At 64.0% G+C, this 20,742-nt stretch carries 26 protein-coding genes; 15 read left to right on the plus strand and 11 right to left on the minus strand.

Annotated elements, in window-relative coordinates; translation table 11 throughout:
• The first annotated feature begins 20 nt into the window (after positions 1 to 20).
• From CAG41_RS11995 to CAG41_RS12005, 3 genes are read left to right on the plus strand one after another with little or no spacing between them, the layout of a single operon-like run.
• Entirely contained in the window at positions 21 to 461 is a 441-nt protein-coding gene (locus CAG41_RS11995; protein WP_085578584.1) for a hypothetical protein, read from the plus strand.
• Between the two features lies 1 nt (position 462).
• Complete coding sequence (locus CAG41_RS12000) at positions 463 to 1,074, plus strand: superoxide dismutase (protein ID WP_085631698.1); 612 nt, start codon at positions 463 to 465, stop codon at positions 1,072 to 1,074.
• 30 nt (positions 1,075 to 1,104) lie between these two features.
• Positions 1,105 to 1,998, plus strand: coding sequence for a ZIP family metal transporter (locus CAG41_RS12005; RefSeq protein ID WP_085707040.1), 894 nt, complete (start codon positions 1,105 to 1,107; stop codon positions 1,996 to 1,998).
• 42 nt (positions 1,999 to 2,040) lie between these two features.
• Here the strand turns inward: CAG41_RS12005 and CAG41_RS12010 are convergent, their stop codons facing one another.
• From CAG41_RS12010 to CAG41_RS12055, 10 genes are all read right to left on the minus strand, one after another.
• Positions 2,041 to 2,316, minus strand: coding sequence for an HPr family phosphocarrier protein (locus CAG41_RS12010; protein ID WP_085578591.1), 276 nt, complete (start codon positions 2,314 to 2,316; stop codon positions 2,041 to 2,043).
• A gap of 15 nt (positions 2,317 to 2,331) precedes the next feature.
• On the minus strand, positions 2,332 to 3,189 hold the full coding sequence (gene rapZ, locus CAG41_RS12015) for an RNase adapter RapZ (protein ID WP_085578593.1): 858 nt from the start codon (positions 3,187 to 3,189) through the stop codon (positions 2,332 to 2,334).
• 2 nt (positions 3,190 to 3,191) lie between these two features.
• On the minus strand, positions 3,192 to 3,656 hold the full coding sequence (gene ptsN / locus CAG41_RS12020) for a PTS IIA-like nitrogen regulatory protein PtsN (protein ID WP_085631694.1): 465 nt from the start codon (positions 3,654 to 3,656) through the stop codon (positions 3,192 to 3,194).
• Between the two features lie 11 nt (positions 3,657 to 3,667).
• Positions 3,668 to 3,976, minus strand: coding sequence for a ribosome hibernation-promoting factor, HPF/YfiA family (gene hpf, locus CAG41_RS12025; protein ID WP_085578597.1), 309 nt, complete (start codon positions 3,974 to 3,976; stop codon positions 3,668 to 3,670).
• A 73-nt stretch (positions 3,977 to 4,049) separates the two neighbouring features.
• Complete coding sequence (locus CAG41_RS12030) at positions 4,050 to 5,543, minus strand: RNA polymerase factor sigma-54 (RefSeq protein WP_085578599.1); 1,494 nt, start codon at positions 5,541 to 5,543, stop codon at positions 4,050 to 4,052.
• Positions 5,544 to 5,731: 188 nt separating this feature from the next.
• Positions 5,732 to 6,457, minus strand: a complete 726-nt coding sequence (lptB, locus tag CAG41_RS12035) for an LPS export ABC transporter ATP-binding protein (protein ID WP_085578601.1) — start codon at positions 6,455 to 6,457, stop codon at positions 5,732 to 5,734.
• Positions 6,457 to 7,005: a lipopolysaccharide transport periplasmic protein LptA gene (gene lptA / locus CAG41_RS12040; RefSeq protein ID WP_085578603.1), complete on the minus strand. Its 549-nt coding sequence runs from the start codon at positions 7,003 to 7,005 to the stop codon at positions 6,457 to 6,459. Before lptA ends, lptB begins: the two co-directional genes overlap by 1 nt.
• Positions 6,992 to 7,564 (minus strand): LPS export ABC transporter periplasmic protein LptC, encoded by a 573-nt coding sequence (gene lptC, locus CAG41_RS12045; protein WP_085578605.1) that lies wholly within the window; start codon positions 7,562 to 7,564, stop codon positions 6,992 to 6,994. Before lptC ends, lptA begins: the two co-directional genes overlap by 14 nt.
• Before the next feature lie 8 nt (positions 7,565 to 7,572).
• Positions 7,573 to 8,097 (minus strand): HAD family hydrolase, encoded by a 525-nt coding sequence (locus tag CAG41_RS12050; protein WP_085578607.1) that lies wholly within the window; start codon positions 8,095 to 8,097, stop codon positions 7,573 to 7,575.
• Positions 8,098 to 9,072: a KpsF/GutQ family sugar-phosphate isomerase gene (locus CAG41_RS12055; protein WP_085631690.1), complete on the minus strand. Its 975-nt coding sequence runs from the start codon at positions 9,070 to 9,072 to the stop codon at positions 8,098 to 8,100. It lies immediately after the preceding gene.
• Positions 9,073 to 9,349: 277 nt separating this feature from the next.
• On the opposite strand from CAG41_RS12055, the gene CAG41_RS12060 reads away from it, so the two are divergent.
• From CAG41_RS12060 to hisC, 10 genes are all read left to right on the plus strand, one after another.
• Positions 9,350 to 10,162 carry an ATP-binding cassette domain-containing protein gene (locus CAG41_RS12060; protein WP_085578611.1) on the plus strand — a complete coding sequence of 271 codons (813 nt, stop codon included), beginning with the start codon at positions 9,350 to 9,352 and terminating at the stop codon, positions 10,160 to 10,162.
• A complete protein-coding gene (mlaE, locus tag CAG41_RS12065; protein ID WP_085578613.1) occupies positions 10,162 to 10,959 on the plus strand; it encodes a lipid asymmetry maintenance ABC transporter permease subunit MlaE in 798 nt (265 codons plus the stop codon). Before CAG41_RS12060 ends, mlaE begins: the two co-directional genes overlap by 1 nt.
• Positions 10,959 to 11,426, plus strand: coding sequence for an outer membrane lipid asymmetry maintenance protein MlaD (mlaD, locus tag CAG41_RS12070; RefSeq protein WP_085578615.1), 468 nt, complete (start codon positions 10,959 to 10,961; stop codon positions 11,424 to 11,426). Before mlaE ends, mlaD begins: the two co-directional genes overlap by 1 nt.
• Before the next feature lie 11 nt (positions 11,427 to 11,437).
• Positions 11,438 to 12,088: a phospholipid-binding protein MlaC gene (locus CAG41_RS12075; RefSeq protein WP_085631688.1), complete on the plus strand. Its 651-nt coding sequence runs from the start codon at positions 11,438 to 11,440 to the stop codon at positions 12,086 to 12,088.
• On the plus strand, positions 12,085 to 12,390 hold the full coding sequence (locus CAG41_RS12080; protein WP_085578619.1) for a lipid asymmetry maintenance protein MlaB: 306 nt from the start codon (positions 12,085 to 12,087) through the stop codon (positions 12,388 to 12,390). Before CAG41_RS12075 ends, CAG41_RS12080 begins: the two co-directional genes overlap by 4 nt.
• A 115-nt stretch (positions 12,391 to 12,505) precedes the next feature.
• Positions 12,506 to 12,745: a BolA family protein gene (locus CAG41_RS12085; protein ID WP_007953556.1), complete on the plus strand. Its 240-nt coding sequence runs from the start codon at positions 12,506 to 12,508 to the stop codon at positions 12,743 to 12,745.
• A gap of 22 nt (positions 12,746 to 12,767) precedes the next feature.
• Positions 12,768 to 14,033, plus strand: coding sequence for a UDP-N-acetylglucosamine 1-carboxyvinyltransferase (gene murA, locus CAG41_RS12090; RefSeq protein WP_085578621.1), 1,266 nt, complete (start codon positions 12,768 to 12,770; stop codon positions 14,031 to 14,033).
• A gap of 141 nt (positions 14,034 to 14,174) precedes the next feature.
• Complete coding sequence (gene hisG / locus CAG41_RS12095) at positions 14,175 to 14,810, plus strand: ATP phosphoribosyltransferase (protein WP_085578623.1); 636 nt, start codon at positions 14,175 to 14,177, stop codon at positions 14,808 to 14,810.
• A 124-nt stretch (positions 14,811 to 14,934) separates the two neighbouring features.
• Positions 14,935 to 16,260 carry a histidinol dehydrogenase gene (gene hisD / locus CAG41_RS12100; RefSeq protein WP_085638423.1) on the plus strand — a complete coding sequence of 442 codons (1,326 nt, stop codon included), beginning with the start codon at positions 14,935 to 14,937 and terminating at the stop codon, positions 16,258 to 16,260.
• A 3-nt stretch (positions 16,261 to 16,263) separates the two neighbouring features.
• A complete protein-coding gene (gene hisC / locus CAG41_RS12105) occupies positions 16,264 to 17,316 on the plus strand; it encodes a histidinol-phosphate transaminase (RefSeq protein ID WP_085694952.1) in 1,053 nt (350 codons plus the stop codon).
• Between the two features lie 192 nt (positions 17,317 to 17,508).
• Here the strand turns inward: hisC and algW are convergent, their stop codons facing one another.
• Positions 17,509 to 18,669 (minus strand): Do family serine endopeptidase AlgW, encoded by a 1,161-nt coding sequence (algW, locus tag CAG41_RS12110; RefSeq protein WP_085578629.1) that lies wholly within the window; start codon positions 18,667 to 18,669, stop codon positions 17,509 to 17,511.
• 102 nt (positions 18,670 to 18,771) lie between these two features.
• Between algW and CAG41_RS12115 the strand changes: the two genes are divergently transcribed.
• A complete protein-coding gene (locus CAG41_RS12115) occupies positions 18,772 to 19,530 on the plus strand; it encodes a Nif3-like dinuclear metal center hexameric protein (protein ID WP_085631684.1) in 759 nt (252 codons plus the stop codon).
• 288 nt (positions 19,531 to 19,818) lie between these two features.
• Entirely contained in the window at positions 19,819 to 20,736 is a 918-nt protein-coding gene (gene cysD, locus CAG41_RS12120) for a sulfate adenylyltransferase subunit CysD (RefSeq protein WP_085578633.1), read from the plus strand.
• Positions 20,737 to 20,742 lie beyond the last annotated feature (6 nt).

A 20,742-nucleotide genomic window follows, 5' to 3' on the forward strand; every position in this document is an offset into this window, starting at 1 on the left:
CACCGCTTTGGAGGTTCACCATGGAGCACTGGAAACGCACGATCGAACGGGCCAATCGCTGCTTCATGCTGGGCGAACTGATCGATGCCCGCGAAGCCTACCTGCAAGCCCTGGCCCTGGCTCAGGTGCTGTTCGAGCGCTGGGCGGACGCCGACGAAGCGGTGGCGGCCTGTGTCATCTCGCACCACAACCTGGCGGATCTGCACCTGCGCCTGAACCAGCCGGAGGAGAGCGCCGAATACCTGTGCGCCATCCATCAGCGGCTGCTGCAGGCCATGCAGGACGAACGCCTGCGCCCGGCCCTGCGCGAAGCGGCGCTGCGCCAGAGCAGCAAGACCTATGTCGAGCTGCTCAATTTCATCAGCGAGCACGGCGAATACCCGCGCACCCAGCGCCTACTGCATCCGGACGCCGGCAATGCGCGCCGGCCGTCGGTTTCACATCACCATGGAGTCCATTGAAATGGCTTTTACCCTGCCTGCCTTGCCTTACGCCTACGACGCGCTTGAGCCGCACATCGACGCGCAGACCATGGAGATCCACTACACCAAGCATCACCAGACCTACATCAACAACCTCAACGCCGCCGTCGAGGGCACGGAATACGCCGGGTGGCCGGTGGAACGGCTGGTCGCCAGCGTCCGGCAACTGCCGGAAAGCCTGCGGGCGGCGGTGATCAACCAGGGCGGCGGCCACGCCAACCATTCGCTGTTCTGGGAAGTGATGGTGCCCGACGGCGGCGGTGCGCCGGACGGCGCGCTGGCCGAGGCCATCGACGAGCAACTGGGCGGCCTCGACGCGTTCAAGGAAGCATTCACCAAAGCGGCGTTGACCCGTTTCGGCAGCGGCTGGGCCTGGCTCAGCGTCACCCCGGAGAAAAAACTGCTGGTGGAGAGCAGCGGCAACCAGGACAGCCCGTTGATGAACGGCAACACGCCGATCCTCGGCCTCGACGTCTGGGAACACGCCTACTACCTGCGCTACCAGAACCGCCGGCCGGAATACATCAGTGCGTTCTACAACGTGATCAATTGGCCGGAAGTCGCTGCGCGCTATCAGGCGGCGCTGGCTTGAGTCCCCGATAAAAACCATTCAAGGCTGACTATGGGCACTGGAACACTGGCGATCGGCGGCGGGCGGATGTTCCGTTACGCGTTCGGCTCGCTGCTGCTGTTGGCGGGCATGACCTTGCTGGTCGCCCACGGGCTGGAATGGCTGGATCTTGAGCCGAGACTGTCGCGGGCGTTGAAGGGCGGGGCGGTCTGCGCCCTCGGCACGGCGCTGGGGGCCGTGCCGGTGCTGGTGATCCGGCGCATGCCGCAGGCGCTTAGCGATTCTTTGCTGGGGTTCGGCGCCGGCGTGATGCTGGCGGCGACGGCGTTTTCGCTGATCGTGCCGGGCATCGCCGCCGCCGAGGACCTGGGCATGACGCCGTGGGGCGCCAGCGGCCTGATCTGCCTGGGCATCCTGTCCGGTGCGTTCGGGCTGTACCTGGTGGATCGCCGGGTTTCCGGCGCGACCCCGGAAATGCTCGTCGGCACCGTCGAACACCCGGTGATCCCGCCGCGCATCTGGCTGTTCGTGTTCGCCATCATCGCCCACAACATCCCGGAAGGCATGGCCGTCGGCGTGTCGGCCGGCGGCGGCATGCCGGACGCGGACAGCCTGGCCATGGGCATTGCCTTGCAGGATGTGCCGGAAGGGCTGGTGATCGCCTTGGTGCTGGCCGGGGCGGGGATGTCGCGCATGAAGGCGTTCCTGATCGGTGCCGCCTCAGGGCTGGTGGAGCCGGTGTTTGCGCTGCTGTGCGCGTGGCTGGTCAGCCTTGCGCAGGTGCTGTTGCCGTTGGGGCTGGCGTTGGCCGCAGGGGCGATGCTGCTGGTGGTGACCCACGAAGTGATTCCGGAGTCGCGGCGCAACGGCCATGACAAGCTGGCCAGCCTGGGATTGCTGGTGGGCTTCTGTCTGATGATGGTGATGGATACGGCGTTGGGGTGAATCTCAGGAGGGCGCCTTCGCTCCCTCCTGACGAATACGGTCTCAGCCGCCTTCGTCGAAATAGTTGTTGATCAGCGCCACCAGCGCATCCATGGCTTCTTTCTCTTGATGCCCTTCGGTGCTCAGGTGGATCTTGGTGCCCTTGCCGGCGGCCAGCATCATCATGGCCATGATGCTCTTGCCGTCCACCGTGGTTTCCGGCGTGCGGCCGACCCTGATCGTGCAATCCGGGAACTGGCCGGCGACACCGACGAACTTGGCCGATGCCCGGGCATGCAGACCCAGTTTGTTGATGATTTCGATTTCCAGAGCAGGCATCGCGGTGTGGATCCTTTAGGTGAGGTCGCGGTGGCGGACCTGGACGTTCTTCAGGGTTTTCTGCAGTGCCTGGCCCAGGCGCTCGGTCAGGTAGACGGAGCGGTGGTGCCCGCCGGTGCAGCCGATGGCAATGGTGACGTAGGCGCGGTTGCTGGCGGCAAAGCGTGGCAGCCACTTGAGCAGGTAGGCGTAGATGTCCTGGAACATCTCCTCGACCTCCGGCTGCGCCGCGAGGTATTCGGCCACCGGCTCGTCCAGGCCGGACTGTGCGCGCAGTTCGGGCTTCCAGTACGGATTGGGCAGGCAGCGTACATCGAACACCAGGTCGGCATCCACCGGCATGCCGCGTTTGAAACCGAACGACTCCACCAGGAACGCCGTACCGGGCTCCGGCTGGTTCAGCAGGCGCAGCTTGATGGTGTCACGCAGCTGGTACAGGTTCAGGCTGGTGGTGTTGACCTTAAGGTCCGCCAGGTCGGCGATGGGGCCGAGCAAGGCCGTTTCGTCTTCGATGGCTTCGGCCAGCGAACGGTTGGCGCTGCTCAGCGGGTGGCGCCGGCGGGTTTCCGAGAAGCGCTTGAGCAGGGTTTCCTCGTCGGCGTCCAGGTAGAGGACGTCGCACTGGATATGCCGGCTGCGGACTTCTTCGAGCAGTTCGGGAAAACGCGACAGGTGGCTCGGCAGGTTGCGCGCATCGATGGAGACGGCGACCAGCGGCTGCGACAGTTCGGTATGGATCAACGCACGCTCGGCCAGATCCGGCAGCAGGCCGGCCGGCAGGTTGTCGATGCAGTAGTAGCCGTTGTCCTCCAGGACATCCAGTGCGGTGCTTTTACCCGAGCCGGAACGGCCGCTGACGATGATCAGACGCATGGTTACTGCCCGTTCTGCTCGTTCAGGACAACCTGATACAAGTCTTCGTTGCTGGCGGCGCGACGCAGTTTTTCGCGTACTTCCTTGCGGTCGAGCATGCTGGCGATCTGGCGCAGCAGCTCCAGGTGCGCATCGGTGGCGGCTTCCGGAACCAGCAGGACGAACAGCAGGTCGACCGGGGCGCCGTCGATGGCGTCGAAATCGATGGGGGCTTCAAGGTGCATCAGCGCGCTGATGGGCGACTCGCAACCCTTGAGGCGGCAGTGCGGAATGGCGATGCCGTTGCCGAAGCCGGTGGAACCGAGCTTCTCACGGGCGACCAGTGCCTCGAAGACATCTTGCATCTCCAGATCCGGCACTTCCCGGGCGATCAGGTTGGCAATTTGTTCGAGGGCTTTCTTTTTGCTGCCGCCCGGCACGTTCACGAGGGAACGGCCGGGGGTCAGGATACTTTCAAGTCGGATCATGGAGTGGGGGGTTATCGACCGGTAGCGCCCTGAAGGACTTTCTGGGTCTTTTCCTTATGCGTTTTGAGTTGGCGATCCAGTTTGTCGGTCAGGAGGTCAATGGCTGCGTACATGTCGTCATGTTCGGCATTGGCCACCACTTCCTTACCCGGCACATGCAGCGTGGCTTCGATTTTCTGTTTGAGCTTCTCGACGGTCATGATCACCTGAACGTTGGTGATCTTGTCGAAATGTCCCTCGATCTTCTTGAGCTTGGACTCGACGTACTCGCGCAGAGGGGCGGTCACTTCCAGTTGGTGTCCACTGATGTTGACTTGCATACAGCTTCTCCTTCGTTGCCAGTGCATAAAGCGGCAGGCGGGATAGCCTGCCACTGGAACGCTGTAACGTGGCTTACATCAACCGCTTGCGTTCGCTCGAAGGCGCGATCCCGAGGGATTCGCGGTACTTGGCGACGGTGCGGCGAGCCACCTGAATGCCTTGTGCCTCCAGTAAACCAGCGATCTTGCTGTCGCTCAACGGCTTTTTCTGATTTTCCGCGGCAACCAGTTTCTTGATGATCGCGCGGATCGCCGTGGATGAGCATTCGCCGCCTTCGGAGGTGCTGACGTGGCTGGAGAAAAAGTATTTCAGCTCATAAATGCCCCGGGGGGTATGCATGAACTTTTGCGTGGTCACCCGGGAAATCGTCGACTCGTGCATGCCCACCGCTTCGGCGATGTCGTGCAGCACCAGGGGTTTCATGGCTTCGTCGCCGTACTCCAGGAAGCCGCGCTGATGCTCGACGATCTGGGTCGCCACTTTCATCAGGGTCTCGTTGCGGCTCTGCAGGCTCTTGATGAACCAGCGCGCCTCCTGCAACTGGTTGCGCATGAAAGTGTTGTCGGCGCTGGTGTCGGCGCGGCGCACGAAGCCGGCGTACTGGGCGTTGACCCGCAGGCGCGGCACGGATTCCTGGTTCAGCTCGACCAGCCAGCGTTCGTTGTCCTTGCGCACGATGACGTCCGGCACCACGTACTCGGCCTCGGACGACTCGATCTGCGAGCCCGGACGCGGATTGAGGCTCTGCACCAGCTCGATGACCTGGCGCAGTTCGTCTTCCTTGAGCTTCATGCGCCGCATCAGCTGGCTGTAGTCGCGGCTGCCGAGCAGGTCGATGAAGTCGGTGACCAGGCGCTTGGCCTCTGTCAGCCACGGGGTCTTGGCCGGCAGTTGGCGCAATTGCAGCAGCAGGCATTCGCCGAGGTTGCGGGCACCGATGCCCGCCGGTTCGAACTGCTGGATGCGGTGCAGGACGGCTTCGATCTCGTCGAGCTCGATGTCCAGCTCCGGATCGAACGCGTCGAGGATTTCTTCGAGGGATTCGTCGAGGTAGCCCTGATTGTTGATGCAGTCGATCAGGGTGACGGCGATCAGACGGTCGGTGTCCGACATCGGCGCCAGGTTGAGCTGCCACAGCAGGTGGCTTTGCAGGCTCTCGCCGGCGGAGGTGCGGGTGGTGAAGTCCCACTCGTCGTCATCGTTGCCGGGCAGGCTGCTGGCGCTGGTCTGGTAGACGTCTTCCCAGGCGGTGTCGACCGGCAGTTCGTTGGGGATGCGCTCGCTCCATTCGCCGTCCTCGAGGCTGTCCACCGTCGGCGCCGCCTCTTGGTAGGCCGGTTCCTGGATCTCGGTGTTGGGCTTCTGTTCGGCGTTGTCGGCCATGGGGTCGGAACTGTCGAAGTCGTCGCCGTCTTCCTGGCGTTCGAGCATCGGGTTGGATTCCAGGGCCTCCTGGATCTCCTGCTGCAGGTCCAGGGTCGACAATTGGAGCAGACGGATGGCCTGTTGCAGCTGCGGCGTCATCGTCAGCTGCTGGCCCATTCTCAAGACTAGCGATGGTTTCATGGCAGGGGCTTAACACCTTATTTGCCGGCGCACATGCGCCATCCACTACAGGGCGCCGAAGCGCCAAACTTAAGCAAATTATATGCCTGAAACTGAAGTGTTTGCCTAGAGCGCTGTAACAATTAAAGCGCATAAAACCGCGCTTGAATTGATGCAGCGCAGGGGCGGCAGGGCGGCGACCTCAGCGCTTACAGGCGGAACTCGTGGCCCAGGTACACTTCCTTCACCAGGTCGTTGGCGAGGATGGTGTCCGAGTCGCCTTCGGCGATCAGTTGGCCGTCGTTGACGATGTAGGCCGTTTCGCAGATGTCCAGGGTCTCGCGGACGTTGTGGTCGGTGATCAGCACGCCGATGCCCTTCGCCTTGAGGTGGTGGATGATCTGCTTGATGTCGCCCACCGAGATCGGGTCCACGCCGGCGAACGGTTCGTCGAGGAGGATGAATTTCGGTGCGGTGGCCAGGGCCCGGGCGATCTCCACGCGACGGCGCTCGCCGCCGGACAGGCTCATGCCGAGGTTGTCGCGGATGTGGCTGATGTGGAACTCCTGCAGCAGGCTTTCCAGTTCCTTGCGCCGGCCGGCCTTGTCGAGCTCCTTGCGGGTCTCGAGGATGGCCATGATGTTGTCGGCCACCGACAGTTTGCGGAAGATCGACGCTTCCTGCGGGAGATAGCCGATGCCGGCCTTGGCGCGGCCGTGCATCGGCTGGTGGCTGACGTCCAGGTCGTCGATCAGGACGCGGCCCTGGTCGGCCTGCACCAGGCCGACGATCATGTAGAAGCAGGTGGTCTTGCCGGCGCCGTTGGGGCCGAGCAGGCCCACGATCTGACCGCTGTCGATGGACAGGCTGACGTCGCGCACGACCTGGCGGCTCTTGTAGCTCTTGGCCAGATGCTGGGCTTTCAGGGTTGCCATTACTGGGCCTTCTGTCCGTCGGTTTTCTGTTTCGGCTGGATCACCATGTCGATCCGCGGACGCGACTCGGTCACCTTGTTGCCGGTGGCGCGACCGGCGCTGGCCAGCTTCTTCACCGTGTCGTAGACGATCTTCTCGCCCTGGGTGGTGTTGCCGTCCTTGTCGATGACCTTGGCGCGGTCGATCAGCACGACGCGGTTCTGCTGCGCGTGGTACTGGATGGTCACGCCGTAGCCCTGGACAGGCTTGGTGTCGCCCTGGGTCTGCAGCTGCTCGAAGTAGGCCAGGTTGCCCACCGAGGTCACGACGTCGATGTCGCCGCTGGTGGCGCGGGTGATGGTCACGGTGTTGCCTTTCACGATCATGGAGCCCTGGGTGATGATCACATCGCCCTTGTAGGTCGCCACGCCGTTCTTGTCGTCGATCTGGGCGTCGTCGGCCTGGATGCGGATCGGCTGCTGGCTATCGTTCGGCAGGGCCCAGGCGCTCGCGCTTCCCAGTGCTGCGCCCAGACTGAGCAAAATAGGGAGGGTTTTAACGAGCCTCATACTGTCCTCTTACGTTCGATAGCAGGTGGATCCTGCTGTCTTTCAGGTACGCTTTCATTCCTTTGCCGGTCGATACGCCGCCAGCGCCGTCAATTCTAACGGGTTGCTCGGTCTGCGCATATTGCTGCTGCGGGAACACTGTCATGCGGGTGGTGGTGATCAGGGTGTCGCGGTTCTTCTCGTCGGTGCGCTTGATGCGCACCGAATCGATCAGTTCGACTTCGGTGCCGCCGGGGTTCACTTCGCCGCGTTCGCTGGTGACGTGCCACGGGTATTCGGTGCCGCGGAACATGTTCAGGTCGGGCTTGGTGACCAGGGTGATGTCGGTGGCCTTGACGTGCTCGGCCTTCTGCGACGTCATTTCGTACTGCACCTTGCCGTCTTCCAGGTACTGCAGCGTGTGGGTGTTGGTCGCGTACCAGTCGATCGGGCTTTCCTGGGCCGAGACCGCCGGCTTGTCGAGGAAACGCTCCGGGCTGATGTTCCAGTAGCCGACCGCGCCGAAGATCGCCGCGATGCAGCAGAACAGCAAGATATTGCGAAACTTTTTGCTAAACATGGTCTGGCTCACAGATATGCGGCGTTGGCGGCATCGAGGCGGCCCTGGGCGCGCAGGATCAATTCGCAGAATTCCCGCGCAGCGCCTTCGCCGCCGCGGGCCTGGGTGACGCCATGGGCATGCTCGCGCACGAACGCGGCGGCGTTGGCCACGGCCATGCCGAGCCCGACGCGGCGGATCACCGGCAGGTCGGGCAGGTCGTCGCCCAGGTAGGCGACCTCTTCATAGCTTAGGCCCAGTTGCTCCAGAAGGCCGTCGAGCACCACGAGTTTGTCCTCGCGGCCCTGGAACAGGTGCGGGATGCCCAGGTTCTTGGCCCGGCGCTCGACCACCGGGGTCTTGCGGCCGCTGATGATCGCGGTCTGGACGCCGGCGTTCATCAGCATCTTGATGCCTTGGCCGTCCAGGGTGTTGAAGGTCTTGAATTCGCTGCCGTCTTCGAGGAAGTACAGGCGGCCGTCGGTGAGGACGCCGTCGACGTCGAACACTGCCAGCTTGATCGGTTTGCCGCGTTGCAGCAGGTCGTTGCTCATTTACATGACTCCTGCGCGCAGCAGGTCGGACAGGTTGAAGGCGCCGACCGGGCGATCCTCCGCGTCCACGACCACCAACGCGTTGATTCGGTTGTCTTCCATGATCTTCAGGGCCTCGGCGGCGAGCATCTCGGCGCGGGCGGTCTTACCGTGCACGGTCATCACCTGGTCGATGATGGCGCTGTGCACGTCGATGTTGCGGTCCAGGGTGCGGCGCAGGTCGCCGTCGGTGAAGATCCCGGCCAGCTTGCCGTCGGCCTCGAGGACGGCGGTCATGCCCAGCCCCTTGCGGCTCATTTCCAGCAGGGCATCCTTGAGCAGGGTGCCGCGCTGCACCTGCGGCAGTTCATTGCCGGCGTGCATGACGTTTTCCACCTTCAACAGCAGGCGACGGCCCAGGGCGCCGCCCGGGTGGGAGAACGCGAAGTCTTCGGCGGTGAAGCCGCGGGCCTCCAGCAGCGCCACCGCCAGGGCGTCGCCCATGACCAGCGCGGCGGTGGTCGAGGAGGTCGGCGCCAGGTTCAGCGGGCAGGCTTCGTGCTCCACCTGCACGTTCAGGTTGACTTCGGCGGCCTTGGCCAGCGGCGACTGAGGATTGCCGGTCACGCTGATCAGCTGGATGCCCAGGCGCTTGATCAACGGCAGCAGGGTGACGATCTCGTTGGTCGAGCCGGAGTTGGACAGGGCCAGGATCACGTCTTCGCGGGTGATCATGCCCATGTCGCCGTGGCTGGCTTCGGCCGGATGGACGAAAAAGGCCGGGGTGCCGGTGCTGGCGAGGGTCGCGGCGATCTTGTTGCCGATGTGCCCGGACTTGCCCATGCCGACCACGACCACACGGCCCTTGCTGGCCAGGATCATCTCGCAGGCGCGCACGAAATCGGCGTCGATGTGGGCCATCAGGCCTTGCACGGCCTGCGCTTCGAGGCGGACGGTGCGTTGTGCCGATTGGATCAGGTCGCTGGATTGGCTCATGTCAGAAATCGTATAGCCCGATGAAAAGGCGGCGATTATAGCGGTTCTGTCGAAAAGCCTCACGCAAGTTCGTCGCGCGTTGCCCTTCGCGGCGGCCGAAACCGTGTGGACGGTGAGGGCAGAGCCCTTCGGCGGGCAAAAAGCGGGGTGGTCGAGACCTTGGGCGCTTGCCCATTGCAATGATATAGTTCGCCGCCAGTTCGGCCTGCCCGGGACGCTTGTGCTTTATTCACCAAGCCTGGCGTCCGAGTGAGAGGCTGCATCGCAAGGAGTTTAGATGAGTGCCGATAACGCCTACGCGGTCGAGCTGAAGGGAGTCTCCTTCAAGCGCGGTGCGCGGAGCATTTTCAATAACGTCGATATCCGCATCCCCCGCGGCAAGGTCACCGGCATCATGGGACCTTCCGGGTGCGGCAAGACCACGCTGCTGCGCCTGATGGGCGCCCAGCTGCGCCCGTCCAAGGGCGAGGTGTGGGTCAACGGCCAGAACCTGCCGAAGCTTTCGCGCAGCGATCTGTTCGATGCCCGCAAGCACATGGGCGTGCTGTTCCAGAGCGGCGCGCTGTTCACCGACCTCGACGTGTTCGAGAACGTCGCCTTCCCGCTGCGCGTCCACACCGACCTTCCGGAAGAGATGATCCGCGACATCGTGCTGCTCAAGCTGCAGGCGGTGGGGCTGCGCGGGGCCATCGAGCTGATGCCTGACGAGCTGTCCGGCGGCATGAAGCGCCGGGTCGCCCTGGCGCGCGCAATCGCCCTGGATCCGCAGATCCTGATGTACGACGAGCCTTTCGTCGGCCAGGACCCGATCGCCATGGGCGTGCTGGTGCGCCTGATCCGCCTGCTCAACGACGCGCTCGGCATCACCAGCATCGTGGTTTCCCACGACCTGGCCGAGACCGCGAGTATCGCCGACTACATCTATGTGGTGGGCGACGGGCAGGTGCTGGGGCAGGGCACGCCGAAGGAACTGATGGGCTCGGACGATCCGCGCATCCGTCAATTCATGACCGGCGAACCCGACGGCCCGGTTCCGTACCACTTTCCAGCGCCGGATTACCGCGCCGATCTTCTGGGGAAGCGACGCTGATGCGCAGAATTACATTGATGGAGCGCGTGCGCCGCTTCGGTCAGGCCGGCATCGACACCGTCGCGGTGTTCGGCCGTTCGACCCTGTTCCTGTTTCATGCCCTGCTGGGCCGCGGCGGCATCGGCAGCGGCTTCGGCCTGCTGGTCAAGCAGCTGCATTCGGTCGGCGTGATGTCGCTGGTGATCATCGTGGTCTCCGGCATCTTCATCGGCATGGTGCTGGCGCTGCAGGGGTTCAACATCCTGTCCAGCTACGGTTCGGAGCAGGCGGTGGGGCAGATGGTGGCCCTGACGCTGCTGCGCGAGCTGGGGCCGGTGGTGACCGCGCTGCTGTTCGCCGGGCGCGCCGGTTCGGCGCTGACGGCGGAGATCGGCAACATGAAGTCCACCGAACAGCTCTCAAGCCTTGAGATGATCGGCGTCGACCCGCTCAAGTACATCATCGCCCCGCGTCTGTGGGCCGGTTTCATTTCCCTGCCGGTGCTGGCGATGATCTTCAGCGTGGTGGGCATCTGGGGCGGCTCGTGGGTGGCGGTCGACTGGCTGGGGGTCTATGAAGGTTCCTACTGGTCGAACATGCAGAACAGCGTCAGCTTCGGCGACGACGTGCTCAACGGCATCATCAAGAGCGCGGTCTTCGCCTTCGTCGTGACCTGGATCGCCGTATTTCAAGGCTATGACTGCGAACCCACTTCCGAGGGGATCAGCCGTGCCACCACCAAGACCGTGGTATATGCCTCGCTGGCAGTGCTCGGCCTGGACTTTATTCTGACCGCTTTGATGTTTGGAGATTTCTGATGCAAAACCGCACCCTGGAAATCGGTGTCGGCCTGTTCCTGCTGGCAGGGATCCTGGCTTTGCTGCTGCTTGCGTTGCGGGTCAGCGGCCTGTCTCCGACCTCGTCCACCGATACCTACAAGCTTTATGCCTACTTCGACAACATCGCCGGCCTGACGGTCCGGGCGAAAGTGACCATGGCCGGCGTGACCATCGGCAAGGTCACGGCGATCGACCTGGACCGCGACAGCTTCACCGGCCGGGTGACCCTGCAGGTGGACAAAAGCGTCGACAACCTGCCGACCGACTCCACAGCATCTATCCTGACGGCTGGACTGCTGGGCGAGAAGTACATCGGCATCAGCGTGGGCGGGGAAGACACCCGGCTCAAGGATGGCGGGACCATTCACGACACCCAGTCGTCGCTGGTGCTGGAGGATCTGATCGGTAAATTCCTGCTCAATACCGTTAGCAAAGACGCCAAATGAGGAGCTTTCGAATGATCTCTACCTTGCGACGTGGCCTGTTGGTGTTGCTCGCAGCGCTGCCTCTGGCGGCCAACGCCGTGGCGGCGCCTTCGGCGCATGACCTGGTCCAGGACACCACCAACCGGATGCTGGCCGACCTTGCCGCCAACAAAGAGAAGTACAAGCAGGATCCGGCCGACTTCTATGCCGCGCTCAACAGCATCGTCGGCCCGGTCGTGGACGCCGAAGGCATCTCCAAGAGCATCATGACGGTCAAGTACTCGCGCAAGGCCACGCCGGCGCAGATGAAGACCTTCGAGGAGAACTTCAAGCGCGGCCTGTTCCAGTTCTACGGCAACGCCTTGCTGGAGTACAACAACCAGGGCATCACCGTCGATCCGGCCAAGGACGAATCGGGCGACCGCACCAGCGTCGGCATGACCGTCAAGGGCAGCAACGGCGCGATCTACCCGGTCTCCTACACGCTTGAGAAAATCAACGGCGAGTGGAAGCTGCGCAACGTGATCATCAACGGCATCAACATCGGCAAGCTGTTCCGCGACCAGTTCGCCGACGCCATGCAACGCAACGGCAACGACCTGGACAAGACCATCAACGGCTGGGCCGGCGAAGTGGCCAAGGCCAAGCAGAACGCCGAACAGCAAGAGAAGCCAGCGCAATGACCGAGTCGGCCGTTCGTCTGGACCAGGCCAGTGAGCTGCAGCTCAGCGGCGTGCTGGACTACCGCACCGGCCCCGCGCTGCGCGAGCAGGGCCGGGCGCTGATCAAGTCCTGCACGGCGCCGGCGCTGGTGATCGACTGCTCCGAAGTGGAGAAGTCCAGCAGCGTCGGCCTTTCGTTGCTGCTGTGCTTCATCCGCGATGCGAAGGCCGCCGGCAAGGCGGTCAGCATCCGGGCGATGCCCGAAGACATGCGCGAAATCGCCCAGGTCAGCGAGCTGACCGAGCTGTTGGCGCAACCCTGAACCCGCATCGACGAGAAAGCCCCCCGTCAGAGTCCTGCGCCGCGGGGTTCGCAGGCGCGGGGCTTTTTTGTATGATGTCCGACCCGCGCGCACAGGGCGCCGATTGAGGTTGAGCATGCAGGCCGTAGAAGTGAAGAGCTTCCTTGAAGGAAAGCTGCCAGGAACGCAGGTGGAAGTCGAAGGCGAAGGCTGCAACTTCCAGTTGAACGTGATTAGCGATGAACTGGCGGCATTGAGTCCGGTCAAGCGTCAGCAGAGCATCTATGCCCATTTGAACCCATGGATCGCCGATGGCAGCATCCACGCGGTCACTATGAAATTTTTCAGCAGCGCGGCCTGGGCCGAGCGCACCTGAGCCTTAGGGCGTCGAGATTCTTATGGATAAATTGATTATTACCGGCGGCGCACGCCTTGACGGCGAGATCCGGATCTCCGGGGCGAAGAACTCCGCCCTGCCGATCCTGGCCGCCACCCTGCTGTGCGACGGCCCGGTCACCGTGGGCAACCTGCCGCACCTGCACGACATCACCACCATGATCGAGCTGTTCGGCCGCATGGGCATCGAGCCTGTGATCGACGAAAAGCTGAGCGTGGAAATCGACCCGCGCACCATCAAGACCCTGATCGCCCCGTACGAGCTGGTCAAGACCATGCGTGCGTCGATCCTGGTGCTGGGCCCGATGGTCGCCCGTTTCGGTGAAGCCGAAGTCGCGCTGCCGGGCGGTTGCGCCATCGGTTCGCGTCCGGTCGACCTGCACATCCGCGGCCTGGAGGCCATGGGCGCGGTCATCGACGTCGAAGGCGGCTACATCAAGGCCAAAGCGCCTGAAGGCGGCCTGCGCGGCGCGCACTTCTTCTTCGACACCGTCAGCGTGACCGGCACCGAGAACATCATGATGGCCGCTGCCCTGGCCAAGGGCCGCAGCGTGCTGCAGAACGCCGCCCGCGAACCTGAAGTGGTGGACCTGGCGAACTTCCTGAACGCCATGGGCGCCAAGGTTTCCGGCGCCGGCACCGACACCATCACCATCGATGGCGTCGAGCGCCTGGCCCCGACCTTCTACAAGGTCATGCCTGACCGCATCGAGACCGGCACCTACCTGGTGGCCGCCGCCGTCACCGGCGGGCGCGTGAAGGTCAAGGACACCGATCCGACCATCCTCGAAGCCGTCCTGGAAAAACTGCGCGAGTCCGGCGCCGAGATCACCAGCGGCGAAGACTGGATCGAGCTGAACATGCACGGCAAGCGGCCGAAGGCGGTCAACGTGCGCACTGCGCCGTACCCGGCATTCCCGACCGACATGCAGGCGCAGTTCATCTCGCTCAACGCCATCGCCGAAGGCACAGGCGCCGTGATCGAGACGATCTTCGAAAACCGTTTCATGCACGTGTACGAACTGCACCGCATGGGCGCCAAGATCCAGGTCGAAGGCAACACCGCCATCGTGACCGGCACCGAGATCCTCAAGGGCGCACCGGTCATGGCGACCGACCTGCGGGCCTCGGCCAGCCTGGTGATCTCGGCCCTGGTGGCCGACGGCGACACCCTGATCGACCGCATCTACCACATCGACCGTGGCTACGAGTGCATCGAAGAGAAACTGCAGATGCTGGGCGCCAAGATCCGCCGCGTTCCGGGCTAGTCCTGCATCCGGACACAGGGAGGTGTCCACCGAGTTCGTTTTTGGTCGAGGGCTGCCGTTCCGTTCGGGACAAGCCCTCGATGTGTGTCCGGCGCCGATCGCGTCCGGGCATGAGTACCTTGATAAGGACTGACGCTACCCATGTTGACCATCGCACTGTCCAAGGGCCGCATCCTTGACGACACCCTGCCGCTTCTGGCCGAAGCGGGCATCGTGCCGACCGAGAATCCGGACAAGAGCCGCAAGCTGATCATCCCCACGACCCAGGAAGACGTCCGTCTGCTGATCGTGCGCGCCACCGACGTGCCGACCTATGTCGAGCATGGCGCGGCCGACCTCGGTGTGGCCGGCAAGGACGTGCTGATGGAATACAGCGGCCAGGGCCTGTACGAGCCGCTGGACCTGCAGATCGCCCAATGCAAGCTGATGACCGCCGGCAAGGTCGGCGCCGCCGAACCCAAGGGCCGCCTGCGGGTGGCGACCAAGTTCGTCAACGTCGCCAAGCGCTACTACGCCGAGCAGGGCCGTCAGGTCGACATCATCAAGCTGTACGGCTCGATGGAGCTGGCGCCGCTGATCGGTCTGGCGGACAAGATCATCGACGTGGTCGACACCGGCAACACCCTGCGCGCCAACGGCCTGGAGCCCCAGGAACTGATCGCCACGATCAGCTCGCGCCTGGTGGTCAACAAGGCTTCGATGAAGATGCAACACGCCCGGATCCAGGCGTTGATCGATACCCTGCGCAAGGCAGTGGAATCGCGACACCGCGGCTGATGTACCCGCGCGGCCTCCGGCTGCGCCCGTCTATCCGCCTCATAGCCAGAATCTCAGGTGCCCAAGCGGAACGACTGCTAAGTTAGGGCGCCTGAGTTTTCGCCAATCCTATGAGGCTCTCGCTATGACCGCACCGACTGCAATTCGCCGACTCAACGCTGCTGACCCGGATTTCGCGCATCATCTGGATCATCTGCTGAGCTGGGAAAGCGTGTCCGACGACTCGGTCAATCAGCGGGTGCTGGACATCATCAAGGCCGTGCGCGAGCGCGGCGACGAGGCGCTGGTCGAGTTCACCCGCCAGTTCGACGGCGTGGACGCCGCCTCGATGGCGGACCTGATCCTGCCGCGCGAGCGCCTGGAACTGGCCCTGACCCGCATCACCCCGGTCCAGCGCGAGGCGCTGGAAAAAGCCGCGGCACGGGTGCGCAGCTACCACGAACGGCAGAAGCAGGATTCCTGGAGCTACACCGAGGCCGACGGCACCGTGCTCGGCCAGAAGGTCACGCCGTTGGACCGCGCCGGCCTGTACGTGCCGGGCGGCAAGGCGTCGTACCCGTCGTCGGTGCTGATGAACGCGATCCCGGCCAAGGTGGCCGGCGTCGGCGAAGTGGTCATGGTGGTGCCGACCCCGCGCGGCGAGGTCAATGAGTTGGTGCTGGCCGCCGCGTGCATCGCCGGGGTCGACCGGGTGTTCACCATCGGCGGCGCCCAGGCTGTCGCCGCACTGGCCTACGGCACCCAAAGCGTGCCGCAGGTGGACAAGGTGGTCGGCCCCGGCAACATCTACGTGGCCACCGCCAAGCGTCACGTGTTCGGCCAGGTCGGCATCGACATGATCGCCGGCCCTTCGGAAATCCTCGTGGTGTGCGACGGCCAGACCGATCCGGACTGGATCGCCATGGACCTGTTCTCCCAGGCTGAGCACGACGAAGACGCCCAGGCGATCCTGGTCAGCCCCGATGCACAGTTCCTCGACAAGGTGGCCGCCAGCATCGACAAGCTGCTGCCGACCATGGACCGCGCCGCCATCATCGAGACCTCGATCAACGGCCGCGGTGCGCTGATTCAGGTGCGCGACATGGCCCAGGCCATCGAAGTCGCCAACCGCATCGCGCCGGAGCACCTTGAGCTGTCGGTCGCCGACCCGCAGGCCTGGCTGCCGCAGATCCGCCACGCCGGCGCGATCTTCATGGGCCGCCACACCTCCGAAGCGCTGGGCGACTACTGCGCAGGCCCCAACCACGTTCTGCCGACCTCCGGCACGGCGCGGTTCTCCTCGCCGCTGGGCGTGTACGACTTCCAGAAACGCTCGTCGATCATCTTCTGCTCCGAGGCCGGCGCCTCCGAGCTGGGCAAGACCGCATCGGTGCTGGCCCGTGGCGAATCCCTGAGCGCCCACGCGCGCAGCGCCGAATACCGCATCCTCGATGAACAGCAGGGGAACTGAGACATGAGCAAATTCTGGAGCCCGTTCGTCAAGGATCTGGTGCCTTACGTGCCCGGCGAACAACCGAAGCTGGCCAAACTGGTCAAGCTCAACACCAACGAAAACCCGTACGGCCCGTCGCCCAAGGCGCTGGCCGCGATGCAGACCGAACTCAACGACAACCTGCGCCTGTACCCGGACCCCAACAGCGACCTGCTGAAAAACGCCGTGGCCGACTATTACGGCGTGCAAGCCAACCAGGTGTTCCTCGGCAACGGCTCGGACGAGGTGCTGGCGCACGTCTTCCACGGCTTGCTGCAGCACGACAAGCCGCTGCTGTTCCCGGACATCAGCTACAGCTTCTATCCGGTGTACGCCGGGCTGTACGGCATCGGGTTCGAGGCAGTGCCGCTGGACGCGCAGTTCCAGATCGACCCGGCGGACTACGCCAGGCCCAACGGCGGGATCATCTTCCCCAACCCGAACGCCCCGACCGGCTGCCTGCTGGCGCTGGACGCGGTCGAGCGGATCCTCAAGGCCAATCCGGATTCGGTGGTCGTGGTGGACGAGGCCTACATCGACTTCGGCGGTGAAACGGCCATCAGTCTGGTGGACCGTTATCCGAACCTGCTCGTCACCCAGACCCTCTCCAAGTCACGCTCGCTGGCGGGGCTGCGGGTCGGGCTGGCGGTGGGGCATCCGGAGCTGATCGAGGCGCTGGAGCGGATCAAGAACAGCTTCAACTCCTACCCGCTGGACCGGATGGCGAATGTCGGCGCTGCCGCGGCCTTCGAGGACCGCGAGTACTTCGACAAGACCTGCCGCCTGGTGATCGAGAGCCGGGAATGGGTGACCGCGCAGTTGCAGGCCAAGGGCTTTGAAGTGCTGCCGTCGGCGGCCAACTTCATCTTCGCCCGCCATCCGCAGCACGACGCGGCGGGGCTGGCGGCCAAGCTGCGGGAGCAGGGCGTGATCGTGCGCCACTTCAAGCAGGAGCGGATCGCCCAGTTCCTGCGCATCTCCATCGGCACGCCGGAGCAGAACCAGGCGCTGATCGACGGCCTCGGCGAGCTGTGACAGCCTGCTGACACCGATCAAAAAAAAGGCCGGCACCTCACTGAAGGTGCCGGCCTTTTTTCATCATGCCCTGCGGCGCTTCGGCTGACGCCATCGCCAGCAGGCTGGCTCCCACCGTGTTCTGCGGTGAACACAGCGGCTGGGACCCATCCAGATCCCCTGTGGGAGCCAGCGTGCTGGCGATTGGATGGGTCAGTTCTCTTCCTGTTCCTTGACCGGTGCCGGCGGCGGACGCAGGCCGATTTCCGCGGTCAGCTTCAGTTCCTTGCCGTTGCGCATCACCTGGATCGTGACTTTGTCGGTCGGTTTGATCCGCGCCACCTGGTTCATCGATTTGCGGCCGTCACCGGCCGGTTCGCCGTCGATGCTCAGGATCACGTCGCCCAGTTGCAGGCCGGCCTTCTGCGCCGGGCCGTCGCGGAAGATCCCCGCCACCACGATGCCCGGACGGCCGGACAGGCCGAACGACTCCGCCAGTTCCTGGGTCAGCGGCTGCACCTCGATGCCCAGCCAGCCACGGATGACCTGGCCGTGCTCGATGATCGACTTCATGACCTCCATCGCCAGCTTCACCGGGATCGCGAAGCCGATGCCCTGGGAGCCGCCGGACTTGGAGAAGATCGCCGTGTTGATGCCGGTGAGGTTGCCGTTGGCGTCCACCAGGGCGCCGCCGGAGTTGCCGGGGTTGATGGCCGCGTCGGTCTGGATGAAGTCTTCGTAGTTGTTCAGGCCCAGTTGGTTGCGCCCGGTGGCGCTGATGATGCCCATGGTCACGGTCTGGCCGACGCCGAAGGGGTTGCCGATGGCCAGGGCGACGTCGCCGATGCGGATGTTGTCGGAGCGGCCCACGGTGATCGCCGGCAGGTTCTTCAGGTCGATCTTGAGCACCGCCAGGTCAGTCTCGGGATCGCTGCCGATGACCCGGGCCAGGGTCTCGCGGCCGTCCTTGAGGGCCACGACGATCTGGTCGGCGCCGCTGGTGACGTGGTTGTTGGTCAGGATGAAGCCTTCCGGGCTCATGATCACGCCGGAGCCCAGGCTCGACTCCATGCGCTTCTGCTTGGGCGAGTTGTCGCCGAAGAAGCGGCGGAACTGCGGGTCATCGAACAGCGGATGGGCCGGTTTGGCGATGACTTTGGTGGTGTACAGGTTGACCACCGACGGCGCGGCGATGGTCACGGCGTCGGCGTAGGTCACCGGCCCCTGCTGGATGCTGGTGGTCTGCGGGGCTTGCTGCAGGTTGACGTCGAGGCTCGGGAGCCCGACCCACTGCGGGTAACGCTGGATGATCAACAGAGCGATAAGCACGCCGGCCAACAGCGGCCAGCCGAAAAAACGCAGCGCCTTGAGCATTAAGCACGTCCTGGAAAAGTTGCAGGCGGGGTCGGACCGCCCATAATGTCGCGCATTATACGAGGCCGCGCGCGCCTCTGAACGGATATTTAGGAGTCTTTCATGGCCGTCGCCCTGAGCACCCTGGTCGAGGAAGCCGACCGTTACCTCGGCAGTTCGAAAATCGCCGATTACTGCCCCAACGGCCTGCAGGTCGAGGGCCGGCCGCAGGTGATGCGCATCGTCAGCGGCGTCACCGCCAGCCAGGCGCTGCTCGACGCCGCCGTCGAAGCCGAGGCGGACCTGGTGCTGGTGCACCACGGCTACTTCTGGAAGGGCGAGAACCCCTGCGTCACCGGCATGAAGCAGCGCCGCCTCAAGACCTTGCTCAAGCACGACATCAGCCTGCTGGCCTACCACCTGCCGCTGGACCTGCATCCGGACGTCGGCAACAATGTGCAGTTGGCCCGTCAGCTGGACATCACCGTCGAAGGGCCGCTGGACCCGGACAACCTGAAGGTCGTCGGCCTGGTCGGCTCGCTCAGCGAACCGGCGACGCCGCGTGACTTCGCCCGGCGGGTGCAGGAGGCCATGGGCCGCGAGCCGCTTTTGGTCGAAGGCAATGCGATGATCCGGCGGGTCGGCTGGTGCACCGGCGGCGGCCAGGGCTACATCGACCAGGCCATCGCCGCCGGGGTCGACCTGTTCCTCAGCGGCGAAGCCTCGGAACAGACCTTCCACAGCGCCCGGGAGAACGGCATCAGCTTCATCGCCGCCGGCCACCACGCCACCGAACGCTACGGCGTGCAGGCGCTGGGCGAGTACCTGGCCAGGCGGTTCGCCCTGGAGCACATCTTCATCGATTGCCCGAACCCCATCTGAAACCGGCGGGGAGGCTGCGGGAGCGGGCTGCCTGACATGCCGATGCCGGATGTGCCGCCGTCATCGCCAGCAGGCTGGCTCCCACAATGTCATGCACGGCACGGAACCTGTAGAACCGGCCTGCTGGCGACAGCGTCGCTGAAGGCGTCGTTCAGGCCGAACCGACGGGCATATTCATATGCCCTTTCGATCTAGTTGGCGCCCTGATTAGAAGCAGGGCGCTGTGCTAGGATTCGGCCCTCGAACACGGCCCGCTGGCCGTTCATAAGAAAGCTTTCGTGAGTAGCCATGGTCGACAAACTGACGCATCTGAAACAGCTGGAGGCGGAAAGCATCCACATCATCCGCGAGGTGGCCGCCGAGTTCGACAATCCGGTGATGCTGTACTCCATCGGCAAAGATTCCGCCGTGATGCTGCACCTGGCACGCAAGGCGTTCTTCCCGGGCAAGCTGCCGTTTCCGGTGATGCACGTCGACACCCAATGGAAGTTCCAGGAGATGTACAGGTTCCGCGACCGCATGGTCGAGGAAATGGGCCTGGACCTGATCACCCACGTCAACCCGGAAGGCGTGGCGCAGGGCATCAACCCGTTCACCCACGGCAGCGCCAAGCACACCGACATCATGAAGACCCAGGGCCTCAAGCAGGCGCTGGACAAGCACGGCTTCGACGCGGCCTTCGGCGGCGCCCGCCGCGATGAAGAGAAATCCCGCGCCAAGGAGCGCGTGTACTCGTTCCGCGACAGCAAGCACCGCTGGGATCCGAAGAACCAGCGTCCGGAGCTGTGGAACGTCTACAACGGCAAGGTCAACAAGGGCGAGTCGATCCGTGTCTTCCCGCTGTCGAACTGGACCGAGCTGGACATCTGGCAGTACATCTACCTCGAAGGCATCCCGATCGTGCCGCTGTATTTCGCCGCCGAGCGCGAAGTGATCGAGAAGAACGGCACGCTGATCATGATCGACGACGACCGTATCCTCGAACACCTGAGCGACGAAGAGAAGGCACGCATCGTCAAGAAGAAAGTGCGTTTCCGTACCCTTGGCTGCTACCCGTTGACGGGCGCGGTGGAGTCCGAGGCCGAAAGCCTGACGGACATCATTCAGGAAATGCTGCTGACGCGGACTTCCGAGCGCCAGGGCCGGGTCATCGACCACGATGGCGCAGGCTCGATGGAAGACAAGAAACGTCAGGGCTATTTCTAATTAGGG

Source organism: Pseudomonas sp. B35(2017) (assembly GCF_002113645.1).
Classification (GTDB): Bacteria; Pseudomonadota; Gammaproteobacteria; order Pseudomonadales; family Pseudomonadaceae; genus Aquipseudomonas; species Aquipseudomonas ekonensis.

Coding starts and splice junctions, on each gene's coding strand:
- cysD (WP_085578633.1), top strand. CDS start 19,819: ATGGTCGACAAACTGACGCATCTGAAACAGCTGGAGGCGGAAAGCATC.
- CAG41_RS12030 (WP_085578599.1), bottom strand. CDS start 5,543: ATGAAACCATCGCTAGTCTTGAGAATGGGCCAGCAGCTGACGATGACG.
- lptC (WP_085578605.1), bottom strand. CDS start 7,564: ATGTTTAGCAAAAAGTTTCGCAATATCTTGCTGTTCTGCTGCATCGCG.
- algW (WP_085578629.1), bottom strand. CDS start 18,669: ATGCTCAAGGCGCTGCGTTTTTTCGGCTGGCCGCTGTTGGCCGGCGTG.
- hisG (WP_085578623.1), top strand. CDS start 14,175: ATGTTGACCATCGCACTGTCCAAGGGCCGCATCCTTGACGACACCCTG.
- murA (WP_085578621.1), top strand. CDS start 12,768: ATGGATAAATTGATTATTACCGGCGGCGCACGCCTTGACGGCGAGATC.
- CAG41_RS12005 (WP_085707040.1), top strand. CDS start 1,105: ATGGGCACTGGAACACTGGCGATCGGCGGCGGGCGGATGTTCCGTTAC.
- hisD (WP_085638423.1), top strand. CDS start 14,935: ATGACCGCACCGACTGCAATTCGCCGACTCAACGCTGCTGACCCGGAT.
- CAG41_RS12000 (WP_085631698.1), top strand. CDS start 463: ATGGCTTTTACCCTGCCTGCCTTGCCTTACGCCTACGACGCGCTTGAG.
- ptsN (WP_085631694.1), bottom strand. CDS start 3,656: ATGATCCGACTTGAAAGTATCCTGACCCCCGGCCGTTCCCTCGTGAAC.
- lptB (WP_085578601.1), bottom strand. CDS start 6,457: ATGGCAACCCTGAAAGCCCAGCATCTGGCCAAGAGCTACAAGAGCCGC.
- CAG41_RS12080 (WP_085578619.1), top strand. CDS start 12,085: ATGACCGAGTCGGCCGTTCGTCTGGACCAGGCCAGTGAGCTGCAGCTC.
- mlaD (WP_085578615.1), top strand. CDS start 10,959: ATGCAAAACCGCACCCTGGAAATCGGTGTCGGCCTGTTCCTGCTGGCA.
- CAG41_RS12055 (WP_085631690.1), bottom strand. CDS start 9,072: ATGAGCCAATCCAGCGACCTGATCCAATCGGCACAACGCACCGTCCGC.
- mlaE (WP_085578613.1), top strand. CDS start 10,162: ATGCGCAGAATTACATTGATGGAGCGCGTGCGCCGCTTCGGTCAGGCC.
- CAG41_RS12050 (WP_085578607.1), bottom strand. CDS start 8,097: ATGAGCAACGACCTGCTGCAACGCGGCAAACCGATCAAGCTGGCAGTG.
- rapZ (WP_085578593.1), bottom strand. CDS start 3,189: ATGCGTCTGATCATCGTCAGCGGCCGTTCCGGCTCGGGTAAAAGCACC.
- hisC (WP_085694952.1), top strand. CDS start 16,264: ATGAGCAAATTCTGGAGCCCGTTCGTCAAGGATCTGGTGCCTTACGTG.
- CAG41_RS12085 (WP_007953556.1), top strand. CDS start 12,506: ATGCAGGCCGTAGAAGTGAAGAGCTTCCTTGAAGGAAAGCTGCCAGGA.
- lptA (WP_085578603.1), bottom strand. CDS start 7,005: ATGAGGCTCGTTAAAACCCTCCCTATTTTGCTCAGTCTGGGCGCAGCA.
- CAG41_RS12075 (WP_085631688.1), top strand. CDS start 11,438: ATGATCTCTACCTTGCGACGTGGCCTGTTGGTGTTGCTCGCAGCGCTG.
- CAG41_RS11995 (WP_085578584.1), top strand. CDS start 21: ATGGAGCACTGGAAACGCACGATCGAACGGGCCAATCGCTGCTTCATG.
- CAG41_RS12115 (WP_085631684.1), top strand. CDS start 18,772: ATGGCCGTCGCCCTGAGCACCCTGGTCGAGGAAGCCGACCGTTACCTC.
- CAG41_RS12060 (WP_085578611.1), top strand. CDS start 9,350: ATGAGTGCCGATAACGCCTACGCGGTCGAGCTGAAGGGAGTCTCCTTC.
- hpf (WP_085578597.1), bottom strand. CDS start 3,976: ATGCAAGTCAACATCAGTGGACACCAACTGGAAGTGACCGCCCCTCTG.
- CAG41_RS12010 (WP_085578591.1), bottom strand. CDS start 2,316: ATGCCTGCTCTGGAAATCGAAATCATCAACAAACTGGGTCTGCATGCC.